The sequence below is a fragment of the Pedobacter panaciterrae genome, from assembly GCF_013204795.1.
Lineage (GTDB): Bacteria > Bacteroidota > Bacteroidia > Sphingobacteriales > Sphingobacteriaceae > Pedobacter > Pedobacter panaciterrae.
The window spans coordinates 982,093-1,008,408 of record NZ_JABMKW010000020.1; the positions used below are offsets into that span (position 1 = coordinate 982,093).

Below are 26,316 nucleotides of genomic sequence, written 5' to 3' on the forward strand. Positions count from 1 at the left end.
AAAATTCATTAACAATATAATCATTTCGGCAGGGCCATAAACGCAAAACCATACGGCCTTAATTTTTACCTTCTAATTAGCTTTTTAATTACTTTTCTTAATAAAAATTTAGATTTCCCCATACTATTCGGGAAAACCATTTTTCTTTCATCGGTACAATAAACAGGCTTACCTGAAAGGTCAGCTATCTGTTTTGCTTGCCAAATTGAGCTTTCAATAAATAAATAGCAATCATATTTCACATATACAGATGCTTTAAAACCGCCATGATTATTAGCCTTTAATCTTGCTGCCTTATCAGGAAGATCTAACATAATCAGATGATTGTATTTTACGTTGTGCTTCGCTAACCAAGCCTCTGTTAACGCTCTGTACTTTTCTAACCTATTGGTAACTAAATAACCTATGGTTTTACTTGGTCTAAAAAATGGTTCTACATTTTCTAAAAAATGTTCATACTTAGGTCCATCATCATTTTCTTCTTCTGTTGGATCTATGCACAATACGCCGTCGATGTCAAAACAACAATTTTCAAGTAGATCATGATGCATCATATTCCATTCAAAAATTCTTGGTCCTGGGCATATTTCAAAGTAAAAGTCAATATTATCTTTGGTCTCTTCTACAGCATATACAGCTGTATATAGCACTTTCTTTTCCGGATAAAGTCCTTTAAGCTTATTTTTAACGTTAATTATGGAGCTGCCAGACCAAATACTATCCTCAACAATAAGTACATTTTTATATTCACTAAAAGGCTTGATATACGATTTTAATCGCTCCCCTGATTGAAGGATTCTTCCATTAACATATCCTTCTACGTCAGTAAAGGGAAGATTTAAATGCAGGGCCAGCAAATTAGCCGCAAGCAATCCACTTCTGGGAACCCCCACAATTAAATCTATCTCCAAAGGTACTTTAGAAAGATTAGTAGTAATTGCATGATTTAAATCTTCAATTGATCTGTAGTTCATTTTTTAGATTATTTAAGCTTTTAATTTATTCTTATTAATTAGGAACTGACCAATCTCAAGAATCCTATTCATTTTATTTCTCGTAAACTTTGTCAGAAACCATAGTCCTATATAAATAATGGCTCCTGCAAGAAAACCAATTATACAAATCAGAAACGAATTGGTCCCCGCTAGGTTTGCTCTTACAAAAAACATACCTGCACCACTAATTAGCGCAAACACCGCAGGCAGGCAAATTTCCTCTAGAAATTGTAAAATTGAAAGATGCGAATCCTTTAAACTATAAAGCAGCAAGGGAATAAACAACGCGTAAGTTACAATTGCATACGATATGGCAATACCTGTGGTGCCCCAATTTATTCCAATACAGAATCCGGCTACAACTAAAGTAGAGTTAATAATACCTAAGTAAAAGTATTTTTTTGCTTTCCCGGTAGTTATCAATAGTAATCCCTGAGTACTCGCAACAGGCTGGATAAATGCAGATATAGCTAGCAATTTAAATATAGAAGATGCTGCGATCCATTTATCTCCTAAAACAATAAAGATAATTTCGTGCGAAAAAATTGCAAAATAAATCACAATAGGCATAGAGAAAAATGCTAATGTAAACAGGTACCTGCAAAAAAAATGATTGTATTTCCACTTATCGTTTTGAAGGTTACTTAAAGCCGGCAGCGCAACAGCATTTAGTGGATCCCGTAATTGAGTAATCGGCAAAAGCAACAACTGATAGGCTTTTGAGTACATTCCCAATGCACTTGGCCCCGAGAACTTTCCGATTAAAACATTATCCATGTTTCTGGAAAAATAATTTACCAGATCAAATCCTGTTAAACCAGCGCCAAAAGATACCAATGTTTTTATCCCCTTTGAATTAAAACCAAGTCGAGGCCGCCAATCGCATAAAAACCAGAGTGATATAGTTGAATATATTGGGCTGGAGACTGAGATAGCTACAATTGACCAGTAACCAAATCCTTTCCAAGCTAAAAACATACCAGTAAGTAAACTACCTACAGTGCTTAAAATCTGAATTCTCGACAAAGTTTTAAACTTCATCTGCCTCTTCATTAACGCATTATGCTGAAGAGAAAATCCTGTAATAAAAATACTTGCGGCAAACACAAGAGTCATATTCAGAAGTCGCTCTTCCTTATAAAAGGCAACTAAAAGTGGTGCTAAAAGCGACACAATTAGTGCTATAACAAAACTAACACCGATGCTTATCCAAAAGATGGAGTTCACCTGGTCATCTTTTAGTTCCTTTGTTTGAATAACTGCCGAGGATAAACCTAAGTCTTTAAATACAGTGATAAACCCAGTTATTGTAGTTACCATAGCTACCAGACCATAATCACCCGGCACCAATAATCTGGCTAGGATAATGGTAGACAGCATATTTATTCCAAAAGACAATACCTGGCCGGCAACAGTATTAAAACCACCTGAAATAGAATGCGACTTTAAATCTTGCGTCAGATGGGACGTTTCTAGCCATTTATTATACTGTTTGTCTCGGTTCATCTATGAGCGTAGTAGTTTAGGGTGCTGATTAAAATATAGTAAATCAATATTTATGCTAACATTTAGATCAGCGTTGGATTATTGGTAGTACAAGATCTTATTGATTCATTTAATAATGAAACAACCTTATCCCAACTAAAGCCCTTTGCAAAAGAAATCCTTTCTGAATGCAAGGCAGAATTATCTTCAGACAAGGCCTTAGTTATTAGATCTGCGAACTCTGGCGCATCATTAGCAAGATAAGTATGTTCTGAAAATACTTCTTTCATTGTATTAGTCGACTTTGCAACTACAGGTTTCCCCATCGCAAGATATTCTACTATTTTTAAAGGAAAGTTACCAATAGTAATTTCATTAAGTAACTGTGGATTTATACAAACGGAAAAATATTGCACATAAGAAGGAATATTTTTCTTATCTATTTTACCAAAAAAATGAACATTTTTCATTTCATGTAAAATACTCTTACTAAATTCCTTGTCCTCTTCACCAATTAAAACGAAGTTATATTCTGGTTTTGCAGTTGCTATATTGATGATTAAATCCAGGTCAAGTCTTAAAGAGCTTAGCGCCCCAACATAACCTATTATTGGTTTATCCAGATTTTTTAGCCGCGCCGGGATATCATGCAATATATCATTATTAAAAAGCTCAAGATCTACGCCGTTTCCAATGTAAAAACTATTTGGGTTATATTTTTTGGCGCTTCTAACGAAGTCATTGGAGTTACAAATCACAAGATCCGACTTTTTTATCAATTTAGGTTCTAGAGCCTCACCATGTCTTTTCCAATAATCAACACCAAGCGTATAATCCCTATCAAGATATATATATAGGTCTGGCTTCAATAATTCCTTTAAGTAAAAGCTCCTGAATATATCTTTATCATTGATAAGAATAAAGGAGTCAAAGTTTAGCGCCGACAATGCTTGTTTAATGTCCCTGGCAAACCGCCTGTTATTTACATAATTGAAAAGAGAAAATACTTTTGTTGAGGGGATCCAATTAATTGACTCTAACAAGCTATTCGTATTTAATACGTATAGATTATCAGTTAAACTCCTTGTTCCGGTGCCTCCATTTTTTATAAGCTTAATATGCTCTTTTACATAACGGTCGTTGTCCTTTGACAGTAATGTTTTTCTATCAATAGGAGGATTTACGAATAATACTCTGTGCTTTTTTGCCAATTCTTTAGCTAAGCTTGTGGAAGTTGACTCCCGATCTGTATTTATTCGCTGCAAACTGACAAAAACAAAATTCATTAAAATACGCTTTTATATCTATTAATAACTGGTAGATCGATAAGATACAATTAAATTCAAAACAATAAGCTATCCAAAACAAGTCTGTTTTCCACGATTGTTTTTAATATCCATTAAAGATAACCTAAACTAAGTAATACCGCAACTCTTTCTAATAGATAAAGCTTTCACAATTAACAACTTAAATTAGACCCGACAATAATTCATTGCCGCGTTTAATTAATGATATAAGTTCAAGGAAAGTTGAATTTAGGAGAAAGAAATAATAAAAATTGGGGAAAATTTTCCACACAAAACACATATTATTACTGCTCCAAACTATCAAATCAAGTGCTAAATGCTTTTAAGCGTAGAAAAAAAATAAAAAAACTTTCTTTCTCAATAAAAAAAACTATTTTTATTGAGAAAAACATTCCCCATTACAAATATTACGCCACTTATTATAGGATAGGGATTTATAATTAGACAGTGTCGCAATGGTAAATGTTATTTGTTTAGAACGAAAATCAACAGTAATTAAAAATTATTTTACATGTAAATTATGACAGTGAAAACAAGGAGTTACCTATTCTTATTTACAATTATCATTTTATTAGCCTGTAAAAAAAGTACAATTCCTGTAGAGGAAGTTCCACTCCCCAAAACCGAAAAACCTGTCCCTCCACCAAAGGATACGGTTGCTGCCCCCGAAAATGCAACTGTCTTAAATTTAGGAACCGGCTCAGGTAATCTATCTATCGATGGAAAAACACTGGGAATAACATCAAATACTATAATAAAAATAAAAGGTGGTTCATATAATGGTATACAAATAAGTAATATCAATGGTACTAATAAACCTGTAATAGTTCAAAACGACGGACTTGTTCAACTAATTGGAAACAAACAAATAAAACTCTCCAATTTAAACAACGTTACTATAAGTGGAAATGGAACCCCCGGAATTTCAAGAGGATTTCTCTTTAAAGACAGAACTGTAGATGGAGCCCCATTCCAATTAACAGATAACATCAACAACTTCACAATACAAAATGTATCATTTCAAAATCTTGTGACCTATGGTTGTATTCAATATACCCCGCAAAACATCTACAATGGGTCAGAAAGTTCTTATAGCAAAAATTTAAAATTCCTGAACATTGATTGCGACAACACAGGTACCTTAATCAGGTTTAGAGGATCTGCTCAAGACAATATCATAAAGGGGCTGATAAAGGATATTGAAATTGCTTATGTTACATTTAAAAACTCCACAAAAGTAGGAAGTGCGGTGGTATTAGAGAGCGTAGATTCCTATAATATTCACCATAATGTTATAAAAGACATCAATCAGGAGAGCAGCAATCATAACGGAATTTTCTATCTGATTGGTAATGGTAAATTTTATAATAATTACGTAAAAGATCACCAGGGAAATGCAATAAGAGCGTGGTGCTTTAGCTTAGGAGATAGTCCTAAAGAGGTTTTAATTTTTAATAATATTGTTGCCAATTCAAGAGAGTATAGTGCCTTTGAACTCCAAACGTTCAAAAGAAACATTATGCCGGGAAAAACAACATATGTAAATGCGAAAGTCTTTAATAATACATGTGGAAATTTACTGCCAAAATCAGGTACCTTCCCTGCTCAGATTTTAGACTTGTATACACAGGAAGGTGGAAAATGCGAAGTTTTTAATAACCTCGGATATCAATTCCCTTTGGTTGGCCAATATAACACAAACCCAATTTGGAACCAGCTGGGTAACACAAAACCTTCCTCTTATTCCAACAAATATTTCAAAACCTATGCGGATGCCGGAATAACAGATAACGTAAAATTCAGTTTAGCTTCCAATTCAGCAACCAAAAGTTCAGGAGGAGCAATTTCGCTGCAAAATTTCGATCCTTCTTTAATCAAACTAATAAGCGTAGACTATTACGGTAAAGCCAGATCAACAAGCAATCCTTCAATTGGGGCAGTAGAATAAAAGATTTTCTTATTTAAGTTGATATTTCTTACCAAAAAACTTTGAGTAATATCTTTTTAACAATAAAACTATCTCTCTATACCCGTTTATAAACATATCAAAGAAAGTAAATTTTTGATAATAATAATTTAAGGCAAAATAACCTACTATAAGTCCTGTAAGTGTAGAAAAAACAGAAGCTGCAGCAACTACATAAACATTTCCTGTAATCACTATTGCAAGCCAATCGGTTAAAACTGTTACAAACAGCATAAGTATAATCTTCAGTAAATTAACCTTAGGCATATGAATTACATCTAATGTAACAGCAAAAAAACGTTCAGCTGGATAAAGAAATGCGATAACCATAAATATCCTCAATATATTTGGTGCCTCGGTTGCAACATACTTAGGCCCACTAAATATCAATATGGCTACATCTGCAAAAATGATGACCAACACACTAACCGACATCAGTGCTACCGTTATCATTCCAATGTACTTTTTCATCACAAGAATAACCTTCGCCTTTTCATTTGAATTAAAGCAAGCCGATAAGGTTGGCATAGCTGTATAAACAAAGCTTCTTAAAGGAATCTCAATAATCTGCACCAATTTAGTTCCTGCATTATATACCGCCAGAACCGATGGACCAAGAAAAAATTTGATGATAAACGAGTCAACAGAACCTAACAGATTTGCACTCAGGTTTGTTCCCACGCTGTATTTCCCAAAATTATAGATTTCGGATATAGCGGATCTGGTTTTATATTTCAACATGCTTATATCGGTCCATCTAAAAAACAAAGCTATTGAGCTCGACACAAAATTTGCAGACAAATAGCAATACAAAACCGTGTGTATGGTAATTCCTTTTAAATTCAGAAGAATCAACAACAAGAAGCAACCTTGATTAGCAAAGTTTAAAAATAATAAGCGGTCATATCTTTGTTTTCCCTGCAAAATGCAATTTGAAACAAAAAATGGTAGTGATAAGATGTAATTAATACTAAAGAATTGGAGAAAAAGCTTAAAGCTAGGATCCGCGATATAACCCGAAGCAAAATAAGCAGGAACATTCAGTATCGCAAAAAACAGCGTTATCATAATCGCGATAAACCACGTTGAACCTATTATTTCCTTTTTCCTGTCCTCAGTTGATCCCGAAAAGAACTTTACAAAAGCGGTAGATAAAAAGCCAGACCTAAAGGTATCCACTAATAACAAAATCGTTAAAAAGAAACCCCAATTACCCATATCTTCCCTTGTTAAATGTCTAAAAAGAATAGACAGGGTAACAACCCCAATTACAGCGTTTATGCCGTTGCTGGTCAGAGATAAGATATGTTTACTTTTAGCTAAACTTAATAAGAAGGCAATCTTCGATTTCATTGTATTGATCTACTTTAGTAAGCTAAAATTTAAATATTCCCCTTTTTCATTTCACTAACAGCATAATCACATGCACGGGCAGTTAACGCCATATAAGTCAATGAAGGATTTTGGCATGCAGATGAAGTCATACAACTTCCATCTGTAACAAACACATTTCTTACAGCATGTATTTGGTTATGTTTATTTAATACAGATGTTTTAGGATCATTACCCATTCTGGCAGTTCCCATTTCATGCACTGTCGCTCCACCTGGTGTGTTATAAGAGAAAGTATTAACATCTTTAAATCCAGCCTTTTCAAGCATAATCGCTCCTGTATTCTGAATGTCTTTCATCATCAGGTGCTCATTTTCTCTAAATGAGAAATCTATCTCAATCAATGGTAATCCCCATTTATCTTTCTTATTCTCCGAAAGCACTATTTTGTTGTCAAAATACGGAAGGCATTCACCCCATCCCCCCATCCATACAGACCATGAGCCTGGTTTAGTTAATTGATCTTTAAATGTGGCTCCAAACCCCTTTAAATTGTTTTTTTTCTCCTGCCATCCCTCTCTTTCGCCTCTTCCCTGAAAATTGTATCCTCTTAAAAAGTCTACTTTTTCTCCCTTTCCTATATTCCTAAATCTTGGGATAAGAAAACCACAGGGTCTCCTCCCCTTGTAATATTCATCTTTAAAGCCCTCATGTGTTCCCGAGGCACCTGAAGAAGAGTGATGATCCATCAAGTTATGCCCCAATTGCTCACTATCATTACCAATTCCATTTGGAAATCTCGATGATTTAGAATTTAATAGAATCGAAGTGGTATTAATTGTCGAAGCATTAACAAAAATAATCCTCGCATTAAATTCAAACTCCTCACGTGTGTTCAAATCTATTATCCTTACCCCTGTGGCCTTTTGAAGTTTTTCATCATAAATAATTTCCTTAACAACTGAAAAAGGCCTGATTGTCAAATTTCCTGTTGCAGCTGCTGCTGGTATTGTAGCGCTATTACTGCTAAAATATCCGCCATAAGGGCATCCCCTGGTGCATAAATTTCTATTCTGGCAAGGTCCTCTATCAGTCAGTCCCCTTGTTAAATTTGCAACACGGGCAATAGTTAGCAACCTATGCTCCTCATTCTTTTTTATAGATGCAGCAAGATGTTTTTCTATACAATTAAGCTCCATCGGAGGCTGATAGCAACCATCAGGTAAATACGGAAGGTTTTCATGCTTACCACTAACACCAATAAACCTTTCCACATAGTCATACCACCCAGAAACATCTTTATATCTTATTGGCCAATCGATGGAAACACCATCTTTAATATTTGCTTCAAAATCAAGATCACTTAACCGATAACATTGTCTTCCCCAGATTAGAGATTTACCGCCAACCTGATAACCTCTTATCCAATTAAATGGTTTATGCTGAATATAAGGATGCTCCTTATCGCTCACATAAAACATCCGGTCACTTTCGTCAGATGTTCCACTTCGTATCGGATTCTCTGTTGACTCCTTATTTGTATTATTTAATCTATATTCAAAATCCCATGGATTCAAATTGGCAGTTGGATAATCTTTAATATGACGTACATCTCTTCCTCGTTCCAGCATGAGTGTTTTAAGACCCTTCTCACACAATTCCTTAGCTGCCCACCCACCGGTAATTCCTGATCCGATTACTATGGCATCATAAGAAACAGACTTTTCAAAAGTGTTTACCATTTATAAATTATTTTGTTGCCCAAGATTTTTGTTTATCCCCAATTGTAATACATGCCTCAAAAGTTGAGGGTAAATAGTCATATGATAATCCTTTGGTAGCGCCCAGCTCCGAAGTACAATAGCCAGTCACCGTGTAAGACTTAAACATATGAAAGAAATTGTCTCCCAATATTTTCTGTTTTAGTTTACGAATCAGGTAATGTGATTCTTCTAAATTCTCAAAATGAGTTAGTACAGCTTCCCGTTCTTTCACAGTACATGCTACATACGTCTTATTGTAATTCTCTTCGGTATACGTTTCTAAATCAGCTAATCCTTTTATAAAGTTATTTTGGGATTTTGTTGCTGTACAATCTCTTACCATCTTAATAATAAAATCTTCAACCTTTGCTATTTTAGCCCCGGGGGTATCCGTAGTTGGTATAATAGTCTCAGCTATTTCTGCTATAAGCGATTTTTTACTCGTTAGATATAAAAGATCTGGTTTCTTATAAATATTCCAATACTTCCAAAAACCGGCTCCACTTACAGCAATTGCTGAAATTCCTAATATCCTATATATGACCTGTCTCCGATTCATAGCATTCTTTTATTACAAGCTAAAGGATAAATGAATTATAAATAGAGAGCAATTGCTCCGCTGCAGATTTCCATGTAAAGCTCGCAGCTCTTTTCAATCCCAATTCCCTCATTTCCGACCGTAAAGCAGTATCGGCAAAAAAACGAATCATTGCGTCTTTTATCTCATTATGATCAAAAGGGTTTACGAACAATGCTGCATTCGAAGCGACCTCTGGCATAGACGAAGTATTTGAAGTAATAACCGGTACCCCGCAAGCCATAGCTTCTAAAATAGGCAGTCCAAAACTTTCACGCAAAGACGGATATAAAAATAGGCTGGAGCAATTATAAAGCAGAGGCATCTCGTCAGACGGAATGTATCCCGGAAAAATAAAGTGCTCAATAAATTGTTCTTTACCCAATTCCTTCAGGGTATCTTCAACTAATTTCTTATCGTAATCTAAAATAACCAGAGGTAAGCCCTCGCTTATAGCAGAACGGTATTCAGTATATGCCTTAATTACATTTAAAGTGTTTTTTTTAGGGGCAGTATTCCCTAAAAAGAGGATAAATTCTTCTGGTAACCGATTAGCATTTCTAAAAGCAAGGAGCTTTTCTTTAGAATAGGCCGCATTAAATTTAGGATTCACAGCATTATAGATCACTTTAACCTTATCCTCCGGCAATTTCAGTTTGTTCAGAATCACCTCCTTCTCAAAATTCGAAACGGTGATGATCAACTTACTCTTATCAACAATTTTAGGTACTATAAACCTTCTGTACAGATTACCAAAATTTTGGTATGAAGTCCCCTTAAAGTCCGTTTTCTCAAGATAAATAATATCGTGTAAAGTAAGCATTAATGGAACCGAAAGGCTAAGCGCAGAAGTATTGCATGTTGAATGAAGAAAATCCAGGTTGTCTTTCTTTACAGCATTTGGTAAAGCAAATTGCTCCCATGTTGGGTACGAACTTGAAGAAAGCGTCCTGATTTTAAAATTGTCCTGCTCTTTAACGCAGGTATTATCTACATCGTTTCTTGCATATAGAATATATTCATTGTACTTATCTAACTTCTGGATTTCATTTATCAGTTCTAATGCAACAACCTCCATCCCGTGTTTTTTCGCTCTGAAAATACGTTGAACTTCTATTCCAATACGCAACTTCTTTTTCATCTATCGATTCTTTACTTTATAGTCTATTTCTTTATCTCTTCTTTATAATAGTGTTCTGTAGCTACCGAAATTTTATTGGCTTTTCGAACTTTCAAAAGTGCTAAAACCTGATAATACATAAATTTGTGCACGTTTTTTAAAGAACTATAGATTCTTTTATCCGCCTTGAAATATTTCAGCGCCGAAAACACAGAAACAATAAATACGATTGCTCCAAGTATCCAATAAATTGAGAATAGCGGGATAAAAAACAAGTCCAGCACAAAAAAAGTAGCTGAGAGAATGAGCAATATAAATAGTGGCGGTCTAAGCAGCATAAGGCTAAACAACCCCTGATTCAGATTAAAATTCACAATAGATTTACCAAATAGATTCAGGCCGAGAAAAAAATACTTAAACCAGGTATTCAGCCATCTTGATCGCTGATTTACCAACTGACCGGTTTTACTTGTTTTTTCGTCATACACAATCGCCTTCTCAGCAAATGCTATTTTGTAACCCCTATTTAAAATTTCATATTGCAATATTTTATCAAAACCTGCACCGGTAATTAGCGTATGTTCCAGGCAATCTCTGTAAACAGTTGTCGTAAAAGCCATCCCAGATCCAGAAAGCGCTGCAGATGATCCAGCTTCAAATAAAAGTTTTCGATCAATCAGCCTGTAAAATATATCTCCTGCCTCATCAAGGCACGCATATGGGGTATTTAAATTTTTAGCTGCCCTTACCCCTTGAACTGAGGTATAACCCGCTGAAAAGAACTTGTTCAATTCAATAAAATATTCGGGATGAACTAAGTTGTCACTATCAATTATGGTTATTATTTCATGATCTCTTTGAAACCTGTCTATTGCATAAAAATGGGATTTGGTATTACTGGCCAATACTTCTTCCGGTTTCAAAACAACAACCTTATTGTCTGTAAAATTCAAATGACTAACATCACAGTTATCTGCCACAACATAAATAATGTAATTGGTATAATTCGCCTTCAAAATAGAATCTACCACCATTGGAATTAAAGTGGTCTGCTGGTATGCGGTAACAATAACAGCATAATCAAAATCGGTTCCGGTTAACTTATTAGTTATGCTTTGCTTATTAAAAAACTTAAAAAAACACAAAATTAAGGGGGTAAATAAATGTATCCCAATTAGAACTTGAATAACAATAAAGAGAGTATAAATTATATCCATTAAGATTCTTTTGTTTTTAAAGATTTAAAAATAGCTTTATAGATTTCATTGGCACAATTTTCCCAACTATGACTTGAGGCAAAAGCTCTTCTCGCCACCTGCAACTCTTCAGTATTTTCGTCGATAGCTCTTTGTATAAGCAGCGCAAAACTTTCTTTATTCTCTGCTAAATATACGTACGAAGAGAAAATTTCCATTGCTCTTGTTTGTGTTGCAACTATTGGCTTACCCATTGCCAAATATTCATCCACCTTTCTCGGATAATTACCAATTGTTACCATATTCACTAATTGAGGATTAATACATACATCAAAAAAGCTCATATACAAGGGAAGCTCTTCCGGTTTCTTTATTCCTGTAAAAATCACGTTTTCCAGATCATGTAAATTACTAAACGCAAAATCATCATCTTCTGGCCCTACCAAAACAAAAGTCAAATCCTTCCTTTCATTTGCAATATGGTATAATAGCGATATATCTAATCGTATGCTATTTAAAGCGCCAACATAACCAACAACCGGGGTACTAATATTTGCGAACTCCTTAGGTTTATCACTTACATCCGCATTCTTGAACATCTCAATATCACAACCCTGGCCAACATAATAAGAATTCTCATTATAGCTTTTGCAATAGTCAGTCAGGTACAGAGAATTTGCCAAACACAAATCATTTTGAGCAATAATTAAAGGTTCAAGTCTTTTCCCATGTTTTTTCCAGTAGTCAACAGCCAGAATATAATCCCGGGAATAATAAATACTTAGTGAAGGATGTAATAGATCTTTTAAATAAAAGCCTTTTAATAATTCATTGTCATTAAACAACAGAAAATCTTTAAAACCCAATTCCTCTAAAGCCCTTTTTATCGAATTAGAGAACTTTTTATTGTTTCTCTTGTTCAAATAATTAAATATGGATGGATTTGCAATCCAGTTTATTGATTCAACCATGCAATCCGGATACAGATTCCAAAGGTTATCCTTAATTTTTATTAATCCTTTCTCTTTTCCCTCAATTACCCGCAAACGTTTTTTAACTTTTAAATTGTCATGATCTTTATAACGGGTAATTCTATCAAGCGGGGAATTCACATATAATACAGTATTATTTTTTGAAAGTTCGAGTGCAATATTTTTGCAATTACTGCCAATTTCAGTATCCCAGGGTTGCTGTCCAATAATAATTACATTTCTATTGATCATCTTTAATTAATTACTTGCTCCTGTTTAGAAAAACTAAACAGACATCCAAGATTTAGTATCTTCAGAATACTTTTTTATTATTCTTGCCGGGTTACCTACTGCTACACAATAATCTGGAATATCCTTAGTTACTATACTGCCTGCCCCAATAACAACGTGTTTCCCTATTTTTACGCCAGCAGTAATCACACTGTTTGCCCCAATCCAAACATCATCACAAATCGTAATTTTCTTCCTGATCTCCTTCTGCTTACTTGGCGGAAGGTCAATATCCTCATAACCATGGTTCAGTCCCGAAACAACTATATTCTGTGCCAACATCACATTATTCCCTATCTCAACCGGACCAATTACCACACTGCCAATTCCAATAATCGTATTATTCCCTATTAACACATTACCTACTCCATTATTGATGGTTACAAAATCCTCGATTATAGATTTCTCACCTAAACTGAATTCATTAAATGGAAAAACATCCATTCTATTTCGACGCCTGATAATGCTCCCTGCTCCTTTTTTATGTATAAAAGGATTCACAAAAAGCCTAACCCAAAGTCGTGGCTTATGATCATTTTCAGGTATCAACATCTTATGCAACAGCTTTTTTAGCCTTGGATTTGATTTTATTTTATTGACTATCGACATAAATATTAAATTCTATTGCATTAGGACATGAAAATTAGCCCTTGTTCTTAATTTCTAAAAAAAAGGCAATCGCAAAACATATTACACCAGGAATAACAAAGATTTCAAATGGCATTAGCTGTAAATTATTTTAAGATCATTATCATTACTTCCTTCAGTATCCTTACTTGGTTCACTATTATTATTTGATGGCAAGGGCTCCCTTTCATCAAAATTCACACTCTGAAAAATAAGTGCAAAAGATAAAGCAGCTACAATAGCCGATGGCATCGAATTAATCACTTCATTACCATAGCTGCATAAAAAAATACCCGCTGTAGCCGAAAGCATTGCAATACACTTATACCTCAGTCCCACATTCCTGATCTTCCAGATTATTCCACTACATTTACCCAGAATATACATCATCATAGAAAACCATATTGTTAACCCAACAACACCATACATGGCCCAGACCTTAACCCAGTAGCTATCCGGTTCAATTGTTGAAAGAAACTTATCCTTATTATAGAGTTTACCCCAGGTACCAATTACGCCTAGTCCTCCACCAAAAGGTTTGTTCTGCAAACGCTCACTAAGAACCTTTTGGTTGTTAAACCTAACATTTAATGAGGCTTCTTTAAAGTTCAATGCGCTTCGCAATCTATACAAACCATAATTACCATTACCAATGGTGGTGAACTTTAAAAACCCAAAAAACAACACAGCTACAACTACCCCAAGAATGATTACTTTCAAATTTTTGGTCAGAAAGAAAACACATAATGCACCTACTGCCAAAGCAAAAAATGCACCTCTGGTTCCCGAAATCAGCATTCCGTAAAAAGATAATCCGGCAGCAATCAGGGCAAGTACCCTTTTCCATGATTTGAACGGAGCTATTGCAAGCACAATAGCAATCATTACAAACGAAGCCTGGGAAACACCAAACTGTCCCGAATCACCATAAAAAGAAAAGACCCTTAATCTTCCCCATAATAAGTGGGTAACTGCTCCAACTTCATCTAAAAATTTTTGCTCACCAGATGAAACACCTATATGCTGTTGCTTCATACCGTTCAAAGTTGCCAGTAACGACAAAGCAATTAACAATATCAACACCCAGTTTAGTTTCTTCTCAGAGTCAATCAACAGAAATACCAGGGGGATGATCAGCATAGGAAACAGCGCAGTACTTCTTATCTCCTGCAACCACCCTATCACACTGGCTCCTTCAGGGTTTATAATTTCAACTACACTAATGATAAACCACATCAGCATTAGTTTGGTAAGCGGATTATTTAAGCGCGTCCAGTCATATCGCTTGTGCTGAATAATCACAATTACCCAAATCAGCAACAAAAGAGCCTCTATTCCTATACCATAGGCTATACCACCAACCTCACGTGATAAGATCCCAAATAGAAAGCAATAAGCCGTTAAGGCGTATAGACCTATATAAGGTTCTTTAAAAAGAAAGATCATAAAAACAACAAACAACGCCGCTAAAATCAAAAGCACCGCGCCCATTGGATTAATATATGTTATCAAACTAACTCCAAAAGCAACCAATATCCCTAAAACCGACAAAATAATTGTACGCCATGTTTGTGATAATGAGGATAAAAACTGGTACATAGGTTGTTATTATTTCACTTTGTTAAGAACCCAACCAATAAATCCAGGTTGCCCCTTAATATATGTCAACAGCTCTTTTTGAGGATCAGATATAGATCTGCCAGATTCAAAAACAGCTAAGTTCAGCTCTGTAAAAAGCAACCACTCTTTCGCTTTGTTAATGTCCTTAAGCCCGTCTACATCTATAATGATCACATCAAACTCGTCTTTTAAAACCTGAAAGCCTTTTCTTAAACTTGTGGTACTCTGGCTCTCCAGTAAAGATGAATTCGCATCATTCTTATTCAAAATTGTAATCAGGTCTTCTGTCTGAATTTCACGTTTCACTAAAAAGGTCTCAAAATCCTGGTTTATAGCCAACGCTTTTGAATCCGACATCACCTTTTTTGTCTCCCCGCCAATTAGCAGCACTTTTTCTCCCATCATCGCAAAACCATAGGCCAAACTGCCCGACAGAAAGGATTTGCCCTCATTGCTGTCAAGACTTGTAATCCCCAATATTTTGGCATTGTTCTTTTTCAAGGCGTCAGAAATCTCAAAACGTAATGACCGTAAAAGGTTTTTAAAAGATAAAAACTCAGGATCATTCTCTTTGCTCTTCCATAACTCCCTGATGTTAATATCTGAATATGACAGGTATGGAACCGAACCTAAAACCGCTGACTGGGTTGCCTGCGCAAGTTGTTTTGAATCCATTATACTGCGGTCCAAAAGGAACATCGTTAAAATCCAGGTAAAGCACAGGAACAAACTAGCTATGTAAGAAAGCGCTATATATACTATGCCTTTAGAGGCAAGAGGTAAACCAGGCAATCCTAACTGTGCCAATTGCAGTTTCAAGGCAACATTCTGCCCAGTCCTGTTTTGGTTATAGGTATCCAAAGAGTTCATGTAATCTTTGGTAGCCAGTTCCGCATCACGTTCATAATTCTGAATCCCTGCATCAAAAGGAACCATGGTATTGTATTTGGCCTTCAAAACAGACAGCTCATTGTCAATAGACCTTAAGCTTCCTTTGGCCTGGCTAACAGTCGTTTCAAGTGCTAATTTCCTTTCAATCAGTCCTTGTCTTGAAGCCTGCGGATTGGTCACATTCTCATCAGATATCTTTGAACTTACGCGGTCTATCAACCTGGTCAAAGAATCTATTCTGTTTTTATCTGCTGCTTTAAAATTACCATCAATATAGGCACTGTTCGCAGATTTCAATTGGTTTTTAAGATTTATGATCGTCCTGTTGTCCGCTGTAGAATTTCCCGAACTTACATTATCTATCCCTCCTCTTAGCCTCGCATCAATATCTGCTATCGCTCTCTGGTTTGCCTGAATATCCCTTATCGCCTGCGCTTTACGTTCTTCATTTTGTGAGATCTGCGAGTAAACCATTTCCGACTGCTTGTCCAGGTTTAGCACACCGTTCTTCATCTTAAACGATTTCAAAGCCGCATTCTTCTGGTTCATGGCAGCCTCTTTTTTCTTCATCAACGAATCCAAAAGCTCTATAGAGTTATTCTGATTCAGATTAACATCCTCGCCATAGTTGTTAATAAAATTTGTCGCCAGCGTATTTACAACAAAAGTAGATAGCAAGGGGTTCTCCGAAACATAGTATACGTTTACAAAATCACTGTTATCAGGGCGGTATATTTTTAAATTATTGTTAATGCTTTCATCATCATAGCCCATAGAACTAATGATGTCATATAACGGATATTTACCAGAATTATCACTAATGGTAATCACCTGTTTATTCAGCAACCGTTCTCTGTAAAGTCTTACCACTTCATCAATACCGGCCTGCCTTAATGAAGCTACTTGTTTGCTGTAAGGCCTGAATGAAGCTTTCGGACTTTCCAGATCATGGAGTATCAGGTTATAAGAAAGGATACTCATGATCCGCCTCATTTTCATCCGCTCAATGATGTTCGAAAACTGCTGGTTGATCTTAAAAATATCCGCATTCCTATTAGAGTTAACCACAACCTGCTTAGATTGATCCACTAAACCAGTAGCAATCTGAGCCTCAGAACTGTATTGTCTGGGAAGGTTCTTTACCAGAAAATAAGTAATCACCCCCGTTAGTAGAGGTACTAATATCAAAACCCATTTATACTTGCCTAGAAGTCGTAAAAATGCTTTTATGTCCATTATAACTGTTAAATTATATTTCCTATTTAATCTTTCACAAGATATTACTTAATTGAGTCCAATACAAGTTCGTAATTAGACCAAAGCAAAATTTATTTTTTGTCTTTTATCTCCAAAAAAAAGGCGATTATAAAACATATTACACCCGGAATAACAAAAATTTCAAATGGCATTAGCTGGTTAGTTTAGGTTCGTTATTTATTGATGGTAATGGATCTTTTTTATCAAAATACACGCTCTGAAATATAAATGCCAACGATACAGAGGCTACCACTGCCGATGGCATTGAATTGATTACTTCGTTACCATAGCTACAGAAAAAAATACCCGCTGTTGCCGAAAGCAGTGCAATACACTTATACCTAAGCTTTACATTATTAAGTTTCCAGATTATCCCACAGCATTTACCCAGAATATACATCATCATAGAAAACCAAATTGTTAGCCCAACAATGCCATACATTGCCCAAACTTTAACCCAGTAGCTATCAGGTGCTATTGTTGATAAAAATTTATCCTTATTATATTCCCTGCCCCAGGTACCAATTACCCCCAAACCTCCTCCAAAAGGATTATGTTTAAGGTATTCGCCAAGGATCATTTGATTATTAAACCTAACATTCAGTGAGGCTTCCTTAGGATTTACAGCACTTCGTAGCCTGTAAATTTCATAACTGCCATTACCTATGGTGGTAAACTTTAAAAACCCGACAAACAATAAAGTGATGATCAAACCATACATTAATACTTTCACGTTCTTTGTCAGAAAAATCAGAAACAACACCCCTACCACCAAAGCAAAAAATGCACCTCTGGTTCCCGAAATCAACATTCCGTAAAAAGATAATCCGGCAGCAATCAGGGCAAGTACCCTTTTCCATGATTTGAACGGAGCTATTGCAAGCACAATAGCAATCAGCACAAAAGATGCCTGCGAAGCACCAAACTGTCCGGAATCACTATAAAAAGAAAACGCTCTTAATCTTCCCCACAACAAATGGGTAACCGCCCCTCCTTCATTTAAAAACCTTTGTTCACCTGGCGACAAGCCAATATGTATCTGCTTAATACCATTCAAAGTTGCCATTAACGACAAGGCAATCAACAATATCAACACCCTGTTTAATTTCTTTTCAGAATCAAACAATAGAAATACCAGGGGGATGATCAGTATAGGAAACAGCGCAGTACTTCTTATCTCCTGTAACCAACCCATCACACTGGCACCGGCAGGATTTATGATCTCAACTACACTAATGATAAACCACATCAGCATTAGTTTGGTCAGCGGGTTATTTAAACGTGTCCAGTCATACCGTTTGTGCTGAATGATCACAGTTATCCAGGTTAGCAATAAAAAAATCTCTATTCCTATACCATAGGCAATGCCACCAACTTCACGCGATAAGATCCCAAATAGAAAGCAATAAACTATCAACACAAGAAGCCCTACAGAGGGCTCCTTAAAAAGACAGATCATAAAAACAACAAATAGTGCTGCCACAATTACCAGTACCGGCCCTATGGGCCCCAGATACGTCAGCAAACTAACTCCTAAAGCAACCAATATCCCCAAAACCGACAAAATAATTGTACGTCGTGTTTGTGATAAGGATGATAAATACTGGTACATAGGTTGTTATTATTTCACTTTGTTAAGAACCCAACCAATAAATCCAGGTTGCCCCTTAATATACGTCAACAGCTCTTTTTGAGGGTCTGATATAGATCTGCCAGATTCAAAAACAGCTAAGTTTAGCTCAGTAAAAAGCAACCACTCTTTCGCTTTGTTAATGTCCTTAAGCCCGTTAACATCTATAATAATCACATCAAACTCGTCTTTTAAAACCTGAAAGCCTTTTCTTAAACTTGTGGTACTCTGGCTCTCCAGTAAAGAAGAATTCGCATCATTCTTATTCAAAATTGTTATCAGATCTTCTGTCTGAATTTCACGTTTCACTAAAAAGGTCTCAAAATCCTGGTTTATGGCCAACGCTTTTGAATCCGATATTATTTTTTTTGTCTCCCCGCCAATTAGCAGCACTTTTTCTCCCATCATCGCAAAACCATAGGCCAAACTGCCCGACAGAAAGGATTTGCCCTCATTGCTGTCAAGACTTGTGATCCCCAATATCTTGGCATTGTTCTTTTTCAAGGCGTCAGAAATCTCAAAACGTAATGACCGTAAAAGGTTTTTAAAAGATAAAAACTCAGGATCATTCTCTTTGCTCTTCCATAATTCCCTGATGTTAATATCTGAATATGACAGGTATGGAACCGAACCTAAAACTGCTGACTGTGTTGCCTGCGCAAGTTGTTTTGAATCCAATATGCTACGGTCCAAAAGGAACATAATTAAGATCCAGGTAAAGCACAGGAACAAAGTCACTATGTAAGAAAGTGCAATATATATAATGCCTTTAGAGGCAAGAGGTAAACCCGGCAATCCTAACTGTGCCAGCTGGAGTTTCAAGGCAACATTCTGCCCAGTCCTGTTTTGGTTATAGGTATCCAAAGAGTTCATGTAATCTTTGGTAGCCAGTTCCGCATCACGTTCATAATTCTGAATCCCTGCATCAAAAGGAACCATGGTATTGTATTTGGCTTTCAAAACAGACAGCTCATTATCAATAGACCTTAAGCTTCCTTTGGCCTGGCTAACAGTGGTTTCAAGTGCTAATTTCCTTTCAATCAGTCCTTGTCTTGAAGCCTGCGGATTGGTCACATTCTCATCAGATATCTTTGAACTTACGCGATCTATCAACCTGGTCAAAGAATCTATTCTGTTTTTATCTGCTGCTTTAAAATTACCATCAATATAGGCACTGTTCGCAGATTTCAATTGGTTTTTAAGATTTATGATCGTCCTGTTGTCCGCAGTAGAATTCCCTGAACTTACATTATCTATCCCACCTTTAAGTCTGGCGTCAATATCTGCTATCGCTCTCTGGTTTGCCTGAATATCCCTTATCGCCTGCGCTTTACGTTCTTCATTTTGTGAGATCTGTGCATAAACCATTTCCGACTGCTTGTCCAGGTTTAGCACACCATTCTTCATCTTAAACGATTTCAAAGCCGCATTCTTCTGGTTCATGGCAGCCTCTTTTTTCTTCATCAACGAATCCAAAAGCTCTATAGAGTTATTTTGGTTCATATTAACATCCTGACCGTAATTGTTAATAAAATCAGTCGACAGCGTGTTCACCACGAATGTAGATAACAACGGGTTCTCCGAAACATAGTATACGTTTACAAAATCACTGTTGTCAGGGCGGTATACTTTTAAGTTATTGTTAATGCTTTCATTATCATAGCCCATAGAGCTAATGATGTCATACAGAGGGTATTTACCAGCGTTATCACTAATGGTAATCACCTGCTTGTTCAGCAGACGTTCTCTGTAAAGCCTTACCACTTCATCAATGCCGGCTTGTCCCAATCCCGATACCTGTTTGCTGTAAGGCCTGAACGAAGCTTTCGGACTTTCCAGATCATGAAGTATCAGGTTATAAGAAAGGATACTCATGATCCGCCTCATTTTCATCCGCTCAATGATGTTCGAAAACTGCTGGTTGATCTTAAAAATATCCGAATTCTGGTTAGAGTTAACTACCACCTGTTTAGATTGATCAATTAAACCAGTAGCAATCTGGGCCTCAGAACTGTATTGCCTGGGAAGGTTCTTTACCAGAAAATAAGTAATCACTCCAATTACTAAGGGTACTAATATCAAAACCCATTTGTACTTGCCTAGAAGTCGTAAAAATGCTTTTATGTCCATTTATAACTATGTAAATATATCTTATTTAACCTCTGATAATTTCATTCCTATTATCTCTTCCAATGCATCTTTTGCACTTAACAAGTTAACTTCAGTTTGAATTTTAGAGGTACTGGCAATTGTAAGATTTATTCTCGATTGATTATAAGTATCTAAAGCTACTTCGCCCTTTTCAAACTTGTTTTTTAAATTGTCGGCTACGTTTTGATTATCCTGTACACTTTGGGTATAAATTTTCAATTGGTTAATTTGTTGAATGTACGCATAATATCTTTTCTTTACTTCTGTGGCAAGTGTTAATCTGAAATCTTCTGCCTCTAGTTTTGCAATTTTATAATCTGCCTTGGCTTTTTTTCCTGCTAAAGGTTTTTGAAGGAAGTTCCCAAGATTCAAATTAACACTAAATTGGAAACCGTTTACCGCATAAGGGTTAATTACATCAATAGCTGTCTTATTATTCGGTCTGTAAAAGTATGAAGCATTAAATATGTCAAGATATGATATTGCGTTCATTGAAATGTCTGTTTTCGCTTTTTCAACATTTATGTCAGTAATCTTTAACCTGGGATAGTTTTGTACCGCCAGATCAATGTACTTTTCAAGATCAGAATATTTAATTTCGCCAATTATTGACTCTTGTGAAAAACTATCCAGACTTAGAAACATCAGGACAATTAAAGTGAATTTTGATAGATTTTTCATTTAATTTTATATTTTGTTGTTAATATTAGATGATTTAAAAAAATAGAAGGGTTTAAACATTCTCCTTTTGGATCAATGCAGGTATAGTTTTAAGTATTATTTTCATATCAAGGAAAATCGAATAATTCGAGGCATAATAATTATCCAGCTCCTTACGCTCACGTTCCGACATATCATCCTGACCTCTTTTACTGATTTGCCATAATCCGGTTAATCCGGCAGGGCCCAGGAATCTGGTCGACCATTCGTTTGTAGTCAATTGTTCAGCTTCATACAATGGCAACGGTCTGTTACCTACTAATGACATATCGCCAATTAGCACATTTATCAACTGAGGTAACTCATCAATACTTGTTTTTCTTAAGAACGATCCAACCCTGGTTATTCTAGGATCATTTTTAAATTTCACAAAGGCCGATTTATTATCTTTATTCTCCTCAGAATTAGCATATTGGTTAAGGTTAGCCATCGATGCAAGCATTTTATCAGCATCGCTTCTCATAGATCTGAACTTGTAAAAATCAAAGATTTTATATCCGGCGCCAACCCTTTTGCTCTTGTATATAATTTTGCCTTTAGATTCAAGTCTTACCAGTATTGCCACAATTACAAACAATGGTAGCAAGCACAATAAAGCAAATCCCGATGCAACTATGTCAAATACCCTTTTGGTTCTTGGAATCTTATATTCCACTTCCATTTGCTGGGCAATGTCCATCAACTTTGGCTTAATCAGCTTAAACTTCACCAAAAAGTTCATGCGTTCGCAGAAATCTTCATATGGAAAAGGATAAGTATAGTAGTCGTTAACTTTCAGCTCCAGTGCTTTTTTCCTCCAAGCTTTATCTTCTTTAACACCAAGCAATACAATGATAAGTCCTTGCAATAAAGGGTTCTTTTTTATGTATTTTACCTGATCAAAACACTGATTGTTTTCATCAACCTCTATCAATACAATATCAGGCACGCTCAAAAAAGATTGATTGTCTAAATACCTTTTAAAATCAGCAGGATCTTCAAGGTAAGTGATATCGCCATCAAGTTCTTCAGATATCACTTCTTTCAGTAGCTTACCAAAATACACGATTTTGGCACTTACTTTATGAAATTCAATGGTTGGGGATGTCATATTTTAGTTGGTTTGGCTTCAGTTATTTGATTTTAGTTTATTAGTTGCGCTATTTTCGATTTTAAAATAGCAGGATTAAATGGTTTTTCAAGGTAGCTATCTATTTTAAAAGGCATATTTTTCACTTTATCTTCTAAATCTTCTGCACCCGATAATAAAATAACGGGAGTATCTCTGTAAAGGCCGCTAATTTTCAGATTTCTAATCAATGTGCTGCCATCAAAATAAGGCATCATCAAATCAGATATAATTAAATTAGGATCATTCCCTTCCTCTAACCAGCTTATTGCCTCTATACCACTCTTCTTAATCACAAGATCATAGTCGGCAGACAATATAAATGTTAATAGTCTAAGAATACTTAGCTCATCATCAACAACCAGTATCTGTTTTCTATTTGTTGTATTACTTTCCATAATCTTGTCTCCTTTCTTAAAATCTTTAGTTAATTATCTCAATCACTTTCCAATTTCTACACTTTAATCCTTATTACTTTGTTTTAATAGCAAACTCCATTTTACTAACTTCCCCTTTTCCTCTTGTGTTCAATTCATTTGAAACCACACGTCCAAAAGAATCAATAACCAGTACTCTTATATTTTGATCTTCGTTTGATACTACTTCTGTTTTTAATTTAAAGTCACTCGTATAATAAAATGGGATATCATTACTTCCGTTAGAAACACTAACATTAAAATCCTTGTTATTAATGTGATAGTTCACATCACAGTTCTCACATTCAATTCTCAGTATTCCTTCATTACTTATAGCGATTTCAGGATTGCTAAATGTCGAATTTTTTGTGCAACTGCTCAAAGAGATGAAAATTAATACTAATAAACTGATGTTAAGCCTCATTTTTTTTACTGTTTTTAATTACCTAATTGAAAAAATCAAGCCAGCAATAATTTTTCACAGTAAAATCAGCCTTTATTGGTGTTTTTCGGCTGTATACACACTAAATATAAGTTTCACACTTATTACACACTTTTGTGTACACAGTATAAATTAAATCAAAAACACCCTTATTGTAGAATATATTCCACAGTCCTTAATTAAAAATAAATACCACGAAAATTTAAACAAAAAAAAACGGCTGTTATATAAATAACAGCCGTTTTTTTTAAAAGATAGTAAAATCTTAACCTGTATTAATTTTTAGGTTGTACTCTTCCAGATTTTCTGTCTTTATCCCTTCCTATTAAATATCCTGCACCCGCACCAACAACACCACCAATAATGGCACCTCTTCCTTTTTTCTTGTCAATTAGCGCTCCGCCAAGTGCTCCTGCTCCGGCACCAATTGCGGTACCTTTAGCAGCTTCACTCCATCCTTTTTTCTTTGAAGCAGCCGGCTCTTCATAATTTCGGTTTCCGGAAGATTGAGAAGCAGCTTCATTTCTTTCAGCTAATAGTAAAGTTCTTTTTTCTTCTTTCACCTGAGCAGCAATTTTTGCATCCTCTTTTTTCTTCACTTCTGCTTTTTTAAAGCTATCTAGTTTCAAGCTGTCTTTTACTGCGGCAATTGCCTGTTGCTTAATTAGTGCTTGTTCTTTTTCATTGTTATTCGAGCATGCCGATAATAACATTGTCCCTGCTATTACTATTGAAAATAAATATTTCATGACTATAAAATTTAGTTTACTACCCATATCTAGAGAAAATGGTGCCAAAAACGTTATTTATCATCTAACGGACTGTAAACTACGCTACTATAATTTTCATCAACATCATTTTCTCCATCCCTATTTCCTGAAATCCGGTCATTATCGTCGTCTAATCTTGTCATTAACGATGGTGGGTCCGACGAATGGTCAGCATCCAATCCTAAATTATCATCATCCAAATTATTCTTCTTCGGTTTCAGATCAGCCTTCTTTTTCATTTTAGCAGCCATAAAAGTTCATTTAAGTCATTACATATAACAAAAGTTGAACTTTTAAGTTTCAAAAATTCAACAAAGCAACTCCAAATGCAACATTTTGATTTTAATATTCAATTGATTACTTTCACATCGAAATAACATTAATACTATGCGTACAACAGGAAAAGTTAAATGGTTTAATTCTGCAAAAGGATTTGGATTTATAACTCCAGAAGATGGAGGAAAAGATATTTTCGTACATTTTTCTGCAATAGCAGGAGATTCATTCAGAGAACTAAATGAAGGTGACAGTGTAGAATTCGAATTGAACGACGGAAAAAAAGGCCCGGAGGCTCAGAATGTAAAAGTTCTTTAATAATCCTCTTTCAATCAAAAAAGAGCCTGTATCATAAATCCTGATCAGGCTTTTTTCGTATAAAACAATGTCGTGTCATACTGCACCCTCCCCGTCATCTCGACGATAGGAGAGATCTCCTGGTTATATCAATTCAAGAGATCTCTCCTATCGTCGAGATGACGAAAGCTTTAGGGTAGCGACGGCAGCTTTAAATTAAAATATATAAACATGCAAAAAACAATCAGCATACTAGGATGTGGCTGGTACGGCCTCGCATTAGCAAAACACCTACTCGCCAATGGCTACAACGTAAAAGGATCAACAACCAGTGCCGATAAACTACCAACCCTTCAAACAGAAGGAATAGAACCATATTTAGTCAGTTTTAACGAACAAAGCATAAACTACAACCCTGCATTCTTTAATAGCCACACATTAGTCATCTGTATCCCGCCTAAAAGAAGCAGTGCTGAGCAGGCCAGCTTTCCAGATAAAATAGCCGAAATCTGCAAGGCAGCAGACAACAGTGTCAAAAACATACTATTTATAAGCTCAACCTCAGTATATGGCGATCGCAATACCGAATTATCAGAAACTGATGAACCAGATCCCGATACCCCATCCGGTAAAGCAATGAAACAAGCCGAGACCATCCTCAAAAACCATCCATCTTTCAAAACAACTATACTCAGGTTCGGTGGGCTCATTGGCCCTGGTCGGGATCCGGGCAAGTTCTTCGCAGGCAAAATAAATTCCCCAAATGGGCAATCCCCAATAAATCTAATTCATTTAACAGATTGCGTTGGCATCAGCACCCATATCATAGAAACAGAAAGTTTCGGGTACACATTCAATGCCTGCACAGCCCACCATCCAGAAAAGCAAGCGTTTTATACACAAGCAGCCATCAACTCCAGGCTGGTGCCACCAACATTCATAAACGAACTTACCAGTTGGAAAATAATTAACTCCAATCAATCATCAACAGTATTAAAATATAATTACCAGATAACCAATTGGGTACAGTGGCTGCAAAAAGGTAAATTCTAATTTTAGTTTACGCTTAACTGTTAAAATGATATCTTGCCCTAATTAGGATAACCAA

The 26,316-nt window shown here is 35.7% G+C and carries 23 protein-coding genes; 3 read left to right on the plus strand and 20 right to left on the minus strand.

Annotated features, from left to right (window positions below):
- Positions 1 to 65: 65 nt before the first annotated feature.
- The 3 genes from HQN86_RS23055 to HQN86_RS23065 form a co-directional block, all read right to left on the minus strand.
- Positions 66 to 974: a phosphoribosyltransferase gene (locus HQN86_RS23055; protein WP_172663211.1), complete on the minus strand. Its 909-nt coding sequence runs from the start codon at positions 972 to 974 to the stop codon at positions 66 to 68.
- 12 nt (positions 975 to 986) lie between these two features.
- Positions 987 to 2,501, minus strand: coding sequence for a lipopolysaccharide biosynthesis protein (locus HQN86_RS23060; RefSeq protein ID WP_172663212.1), 1,515 nt, complete (start codon positions 2,499 to 2,501; stop codon positions 987 to 989).
- Positions 2,502 to 2,563: 62 nt separating this feature from the next.
- Positions 2,564 to 3,766 carry a glycosyltransferase gene (locus HQN86_RS23065; RefSeq protein WP_172663213.1) on the minus strand — a complete coding sequence of 401 codons (1,203 nt, stop codon included), beginning with the start codon at positions 3,764 to 3,766 and terminating at the stop codon, positions 2,564 to 2,566.
- 541 nt (positions 3,767 to 4,307) lie between these two features.
- Between HQN86_RS23065 and HQN86_RS23070 the strand changes: the two genes are divergently transcribed.
- Positions 4,308 to 5,735, plus strand: a complete 1,428-nt coding sequence (locus tag HQN86_RS23070) for a hypothetical protein (RefSeq protein WP_172663214.1) — start codon at positions 4,308 to 4,310, stop codon at positions 5,733 to 5,735.
- Between the two features lie 9 nt (positions 5,736 to 5,744).
- Here the strand turns inward: HQN86_RS23070 and HQN86_RS23075 are convergent, their stop codons facing one another.
- From HQN86_RS23075 to HQN86_RS23155, 17 genes are all read right to left on the minus strand, one after another.
- On the minus strand, positions 5,745 to 7,106 hold the full coding sequence (locus tag HQN86_RS23075; protein WP_172663215.1) for a lipopolysaccharide biosynthesis protein: 1,362 nt from the start codon (positions 7,104 to 7,106) through the stop codon (positions 5,745 to 5,747).
- 29 nt (positions 7,107 to 7,135) lie between these two features.
- A complete protein-coding gene (locus tag HQN86_RS23080) occupies positions 7,136 to 8,827 on the minus strand; it encodes a GMC oxidoreductase (RefSeq protein WP_172663216.1) in 1,692 nt (563 codons plus the stop codon).
- Positions 8,828 to 8,834: 7 nt separating this feature from the next.
- Positions 8,835 to 9,407: a gluconate 2-dehydrogenase subunit 3 family protein gene (locus HQN86_RS23085; protein WP_172663217.1), complete on the minus strand. Its 573-nt coding sequence runs from the start codon at positions 9,405 to 9,407 to the stop codon at positions 8,835 to 8,837.
- A gap of 19 nt (positions 9,408 to 9,426) precedes the next feature.
- Positions 9,427 to 10,566 (minus strand): glycosyltransferase family 4 protein, encoded by a 1,140-nt coding sequence (locus HQN86_RS23090; protein ID WP_172663218.1) that lies wholly within the window; start codon positions 10,564 to 10,566, stop codon positions 9,427 to 9,429.
- Positions 10,567 to 10,589: 23 nt separating this feature from the next.
- On the minus strand, positions 10,590 to 11,690 hold the full coding sequence (locus tag HQN86_RS23095) for a glycosyltransferase family 2 protein (protein ID WP_246269718.1): 1,101 nt from the start codon (positions 11,688 to 11,690) through the stop codon (positions 10,590 to 10,592).
- A 71-nt stretch (positions 11,691 to 11,761) separates the two neighbouring features.
- On the minus strand, positions 11,762 to 12,964 hold the full coding sequence (locus HQN86_RS23100; protein WP_172663220.1) for a glycosyltransferase: 1,203 nt from the start codon (positions 12,962 to 12,964) through the stop codon (positions 11,762 to 11,764).
- Positions 12,965 to 12,997: 33 nt separating this feature from the next.
- Entirely contained in the window at positions 12,998 to 13,555 is a 558-nt protein-coding gene (locus HQN86_RS23105; protein WP_246269719.1) for an acyltransferase, read from the minus strand.
- Between the two features lie 171 nt (positions 13,556 to 13,726).
- Complete coding sequence (locus HQN86_RS23110; RefSeq protein ID WP_172663225.1) at positions 13,727 to 15,229, minus strand: O-antigen ligase family protein; 1,503 nt, start codon at positions 15,227 to 15,229, stop codon at positions 13,727 to 13,729.
- Between the two features lie 9 nt (positions 15,230 to 15,238).
- Positions 15,239 to 17,377, minus strand: a complete 2,139-nt coding sequence (locus HQN86_RS23115; RefSeq protein ID WP_172663227.1) for a GumC family protein — start codon at positions 17,375 to 17,377, stop codon at positions 15,239 to 15,241.
- 172 nt (positions 17,378 to 17,549) lie between these two features.
- The gene (locus HQN86_RS23120) at positions 17,550 to 19,010 is read right to left on the minus strand and encodes an O-antigen ligase family protein (protein WP_172663228.1); all 1,461 of its coding nucleotides are present in this window, start codon (positions 19,008 to 19,010) and stop codon (positions 17,550 to 17,552) included.
- 9 nt (positions 19,011 to 19,019) lie between these two features.
- The gene (locus tag HQN86_RS23125) at positions 19,020 to 21,158 is read right to left on the minus strand and encodes a GumC family protein (RefSeq protein WP_172663229.1); all 2,139 of its coding nucleotides are present in this window, start codon (positions 21,156 to 21,158) and stop codon (positions 19,020 to 19,022) included.
- A 21-nt stretch (positions 21,159 to 21,179) separates the two neighbouring features.
- The gene (locus HQN86_RS23130) at positions 21,180 to 21,860 is read right to left on the minus strand and encodes a TolC family protein (RefSeq protein ID WP_172663230.1); all 681 of its coding nucleotides are present in this window, start codon (positions 21,858 to 21,860) and stop codon (positions 21,180 to 21,182) included.
- Positions 21,861 to 21,912: 52 nt separating this feature from the next.
- Positions 21,913 to 22,989 (minus strand): sugar transferase, encoded by a 1,077-nt coding sequence (locus HQN86_RS23135; protein WP_172663231.1) that lies wholly within the window; start codon positions 22,987 to 22,989, stop codon positions 21,913 to 21,915.
- A 32-nt stretch (positions 22,990 to 23,021) separates the two neighbouring features.
- Positions 23,022 to 23,405 (minus strand): response regulator, encoded by a 384-nt coding sequence (locus HQN86_RS23140; RefSeq protein WP_172663232.1) that lies wholly within the window; start codon positions 23,403 to 23,405, stop codon positions 23,022 to 23,024.
- 73 nt (positions 23,406 to 23,478) lie between these two features.
- Positions 23,479 to 23,805 (minus strand): hypothetical protein, encoded by a 327-nt coding sequence (locus HQN86_RS23145; protein ID WP_246269720.1) that lies wholly within the window; start codon positions 23,803 to 23,805, stop codon positions 23,479 to 23,481.
- 335 nt (positions 23,806 to 24,140) lie between these two features.
- Positions 24,141 to 24,614, minus strand: coding sequence for a YMGG-like glycine zipper-containing protein (locus HQN86_RS23150; protein ID WP_172663234.1), 474 nt, complete (start codon positions 24,612 to 24,614; stop codon positions 24,141 to 24,143).
- Between the two features lie 53 nt (positions 24,615 to 24,667).
- Entirely contained in the window at positions 24,668 to 24,886 is a 219-nt protein-coding gene (locus HQN86_RS23155; protein ID WP_172663235.1) for a hypothetical protein, read from the minus strand.
- 136 nt (positions 24,887 to 25,022) lie between these two features.
- Between HQN86_RS23155 and HQN86_RS23160 the strand changes: the two genes are divergently transcribed.
- Positions 25,023 to 25,229, plus strand: a complete 207-nt coding sequence (locus tag HQN86_RS23160) for a cold-shock protein (protein ID WP_108204027.1) — start codon at positions 25,023 to 25,025, stop codon at positions 25,227 to 25,229.
- A gap of 210 nt (positions 25,230 to 25,439) precedes the next feature.
- A complete protein-coding gene (locus HQN86_RS23165; protein WP_172663236.1) occupies positions 25,440 to 26,261 on the plus strand; it encodes an NAD-dependent epimerase/dehydratase family protein in 822 nt (273 codons plus the stop codon).
- Positions 26,262 to 26,316: the final 55 nt, after the last annotated feature.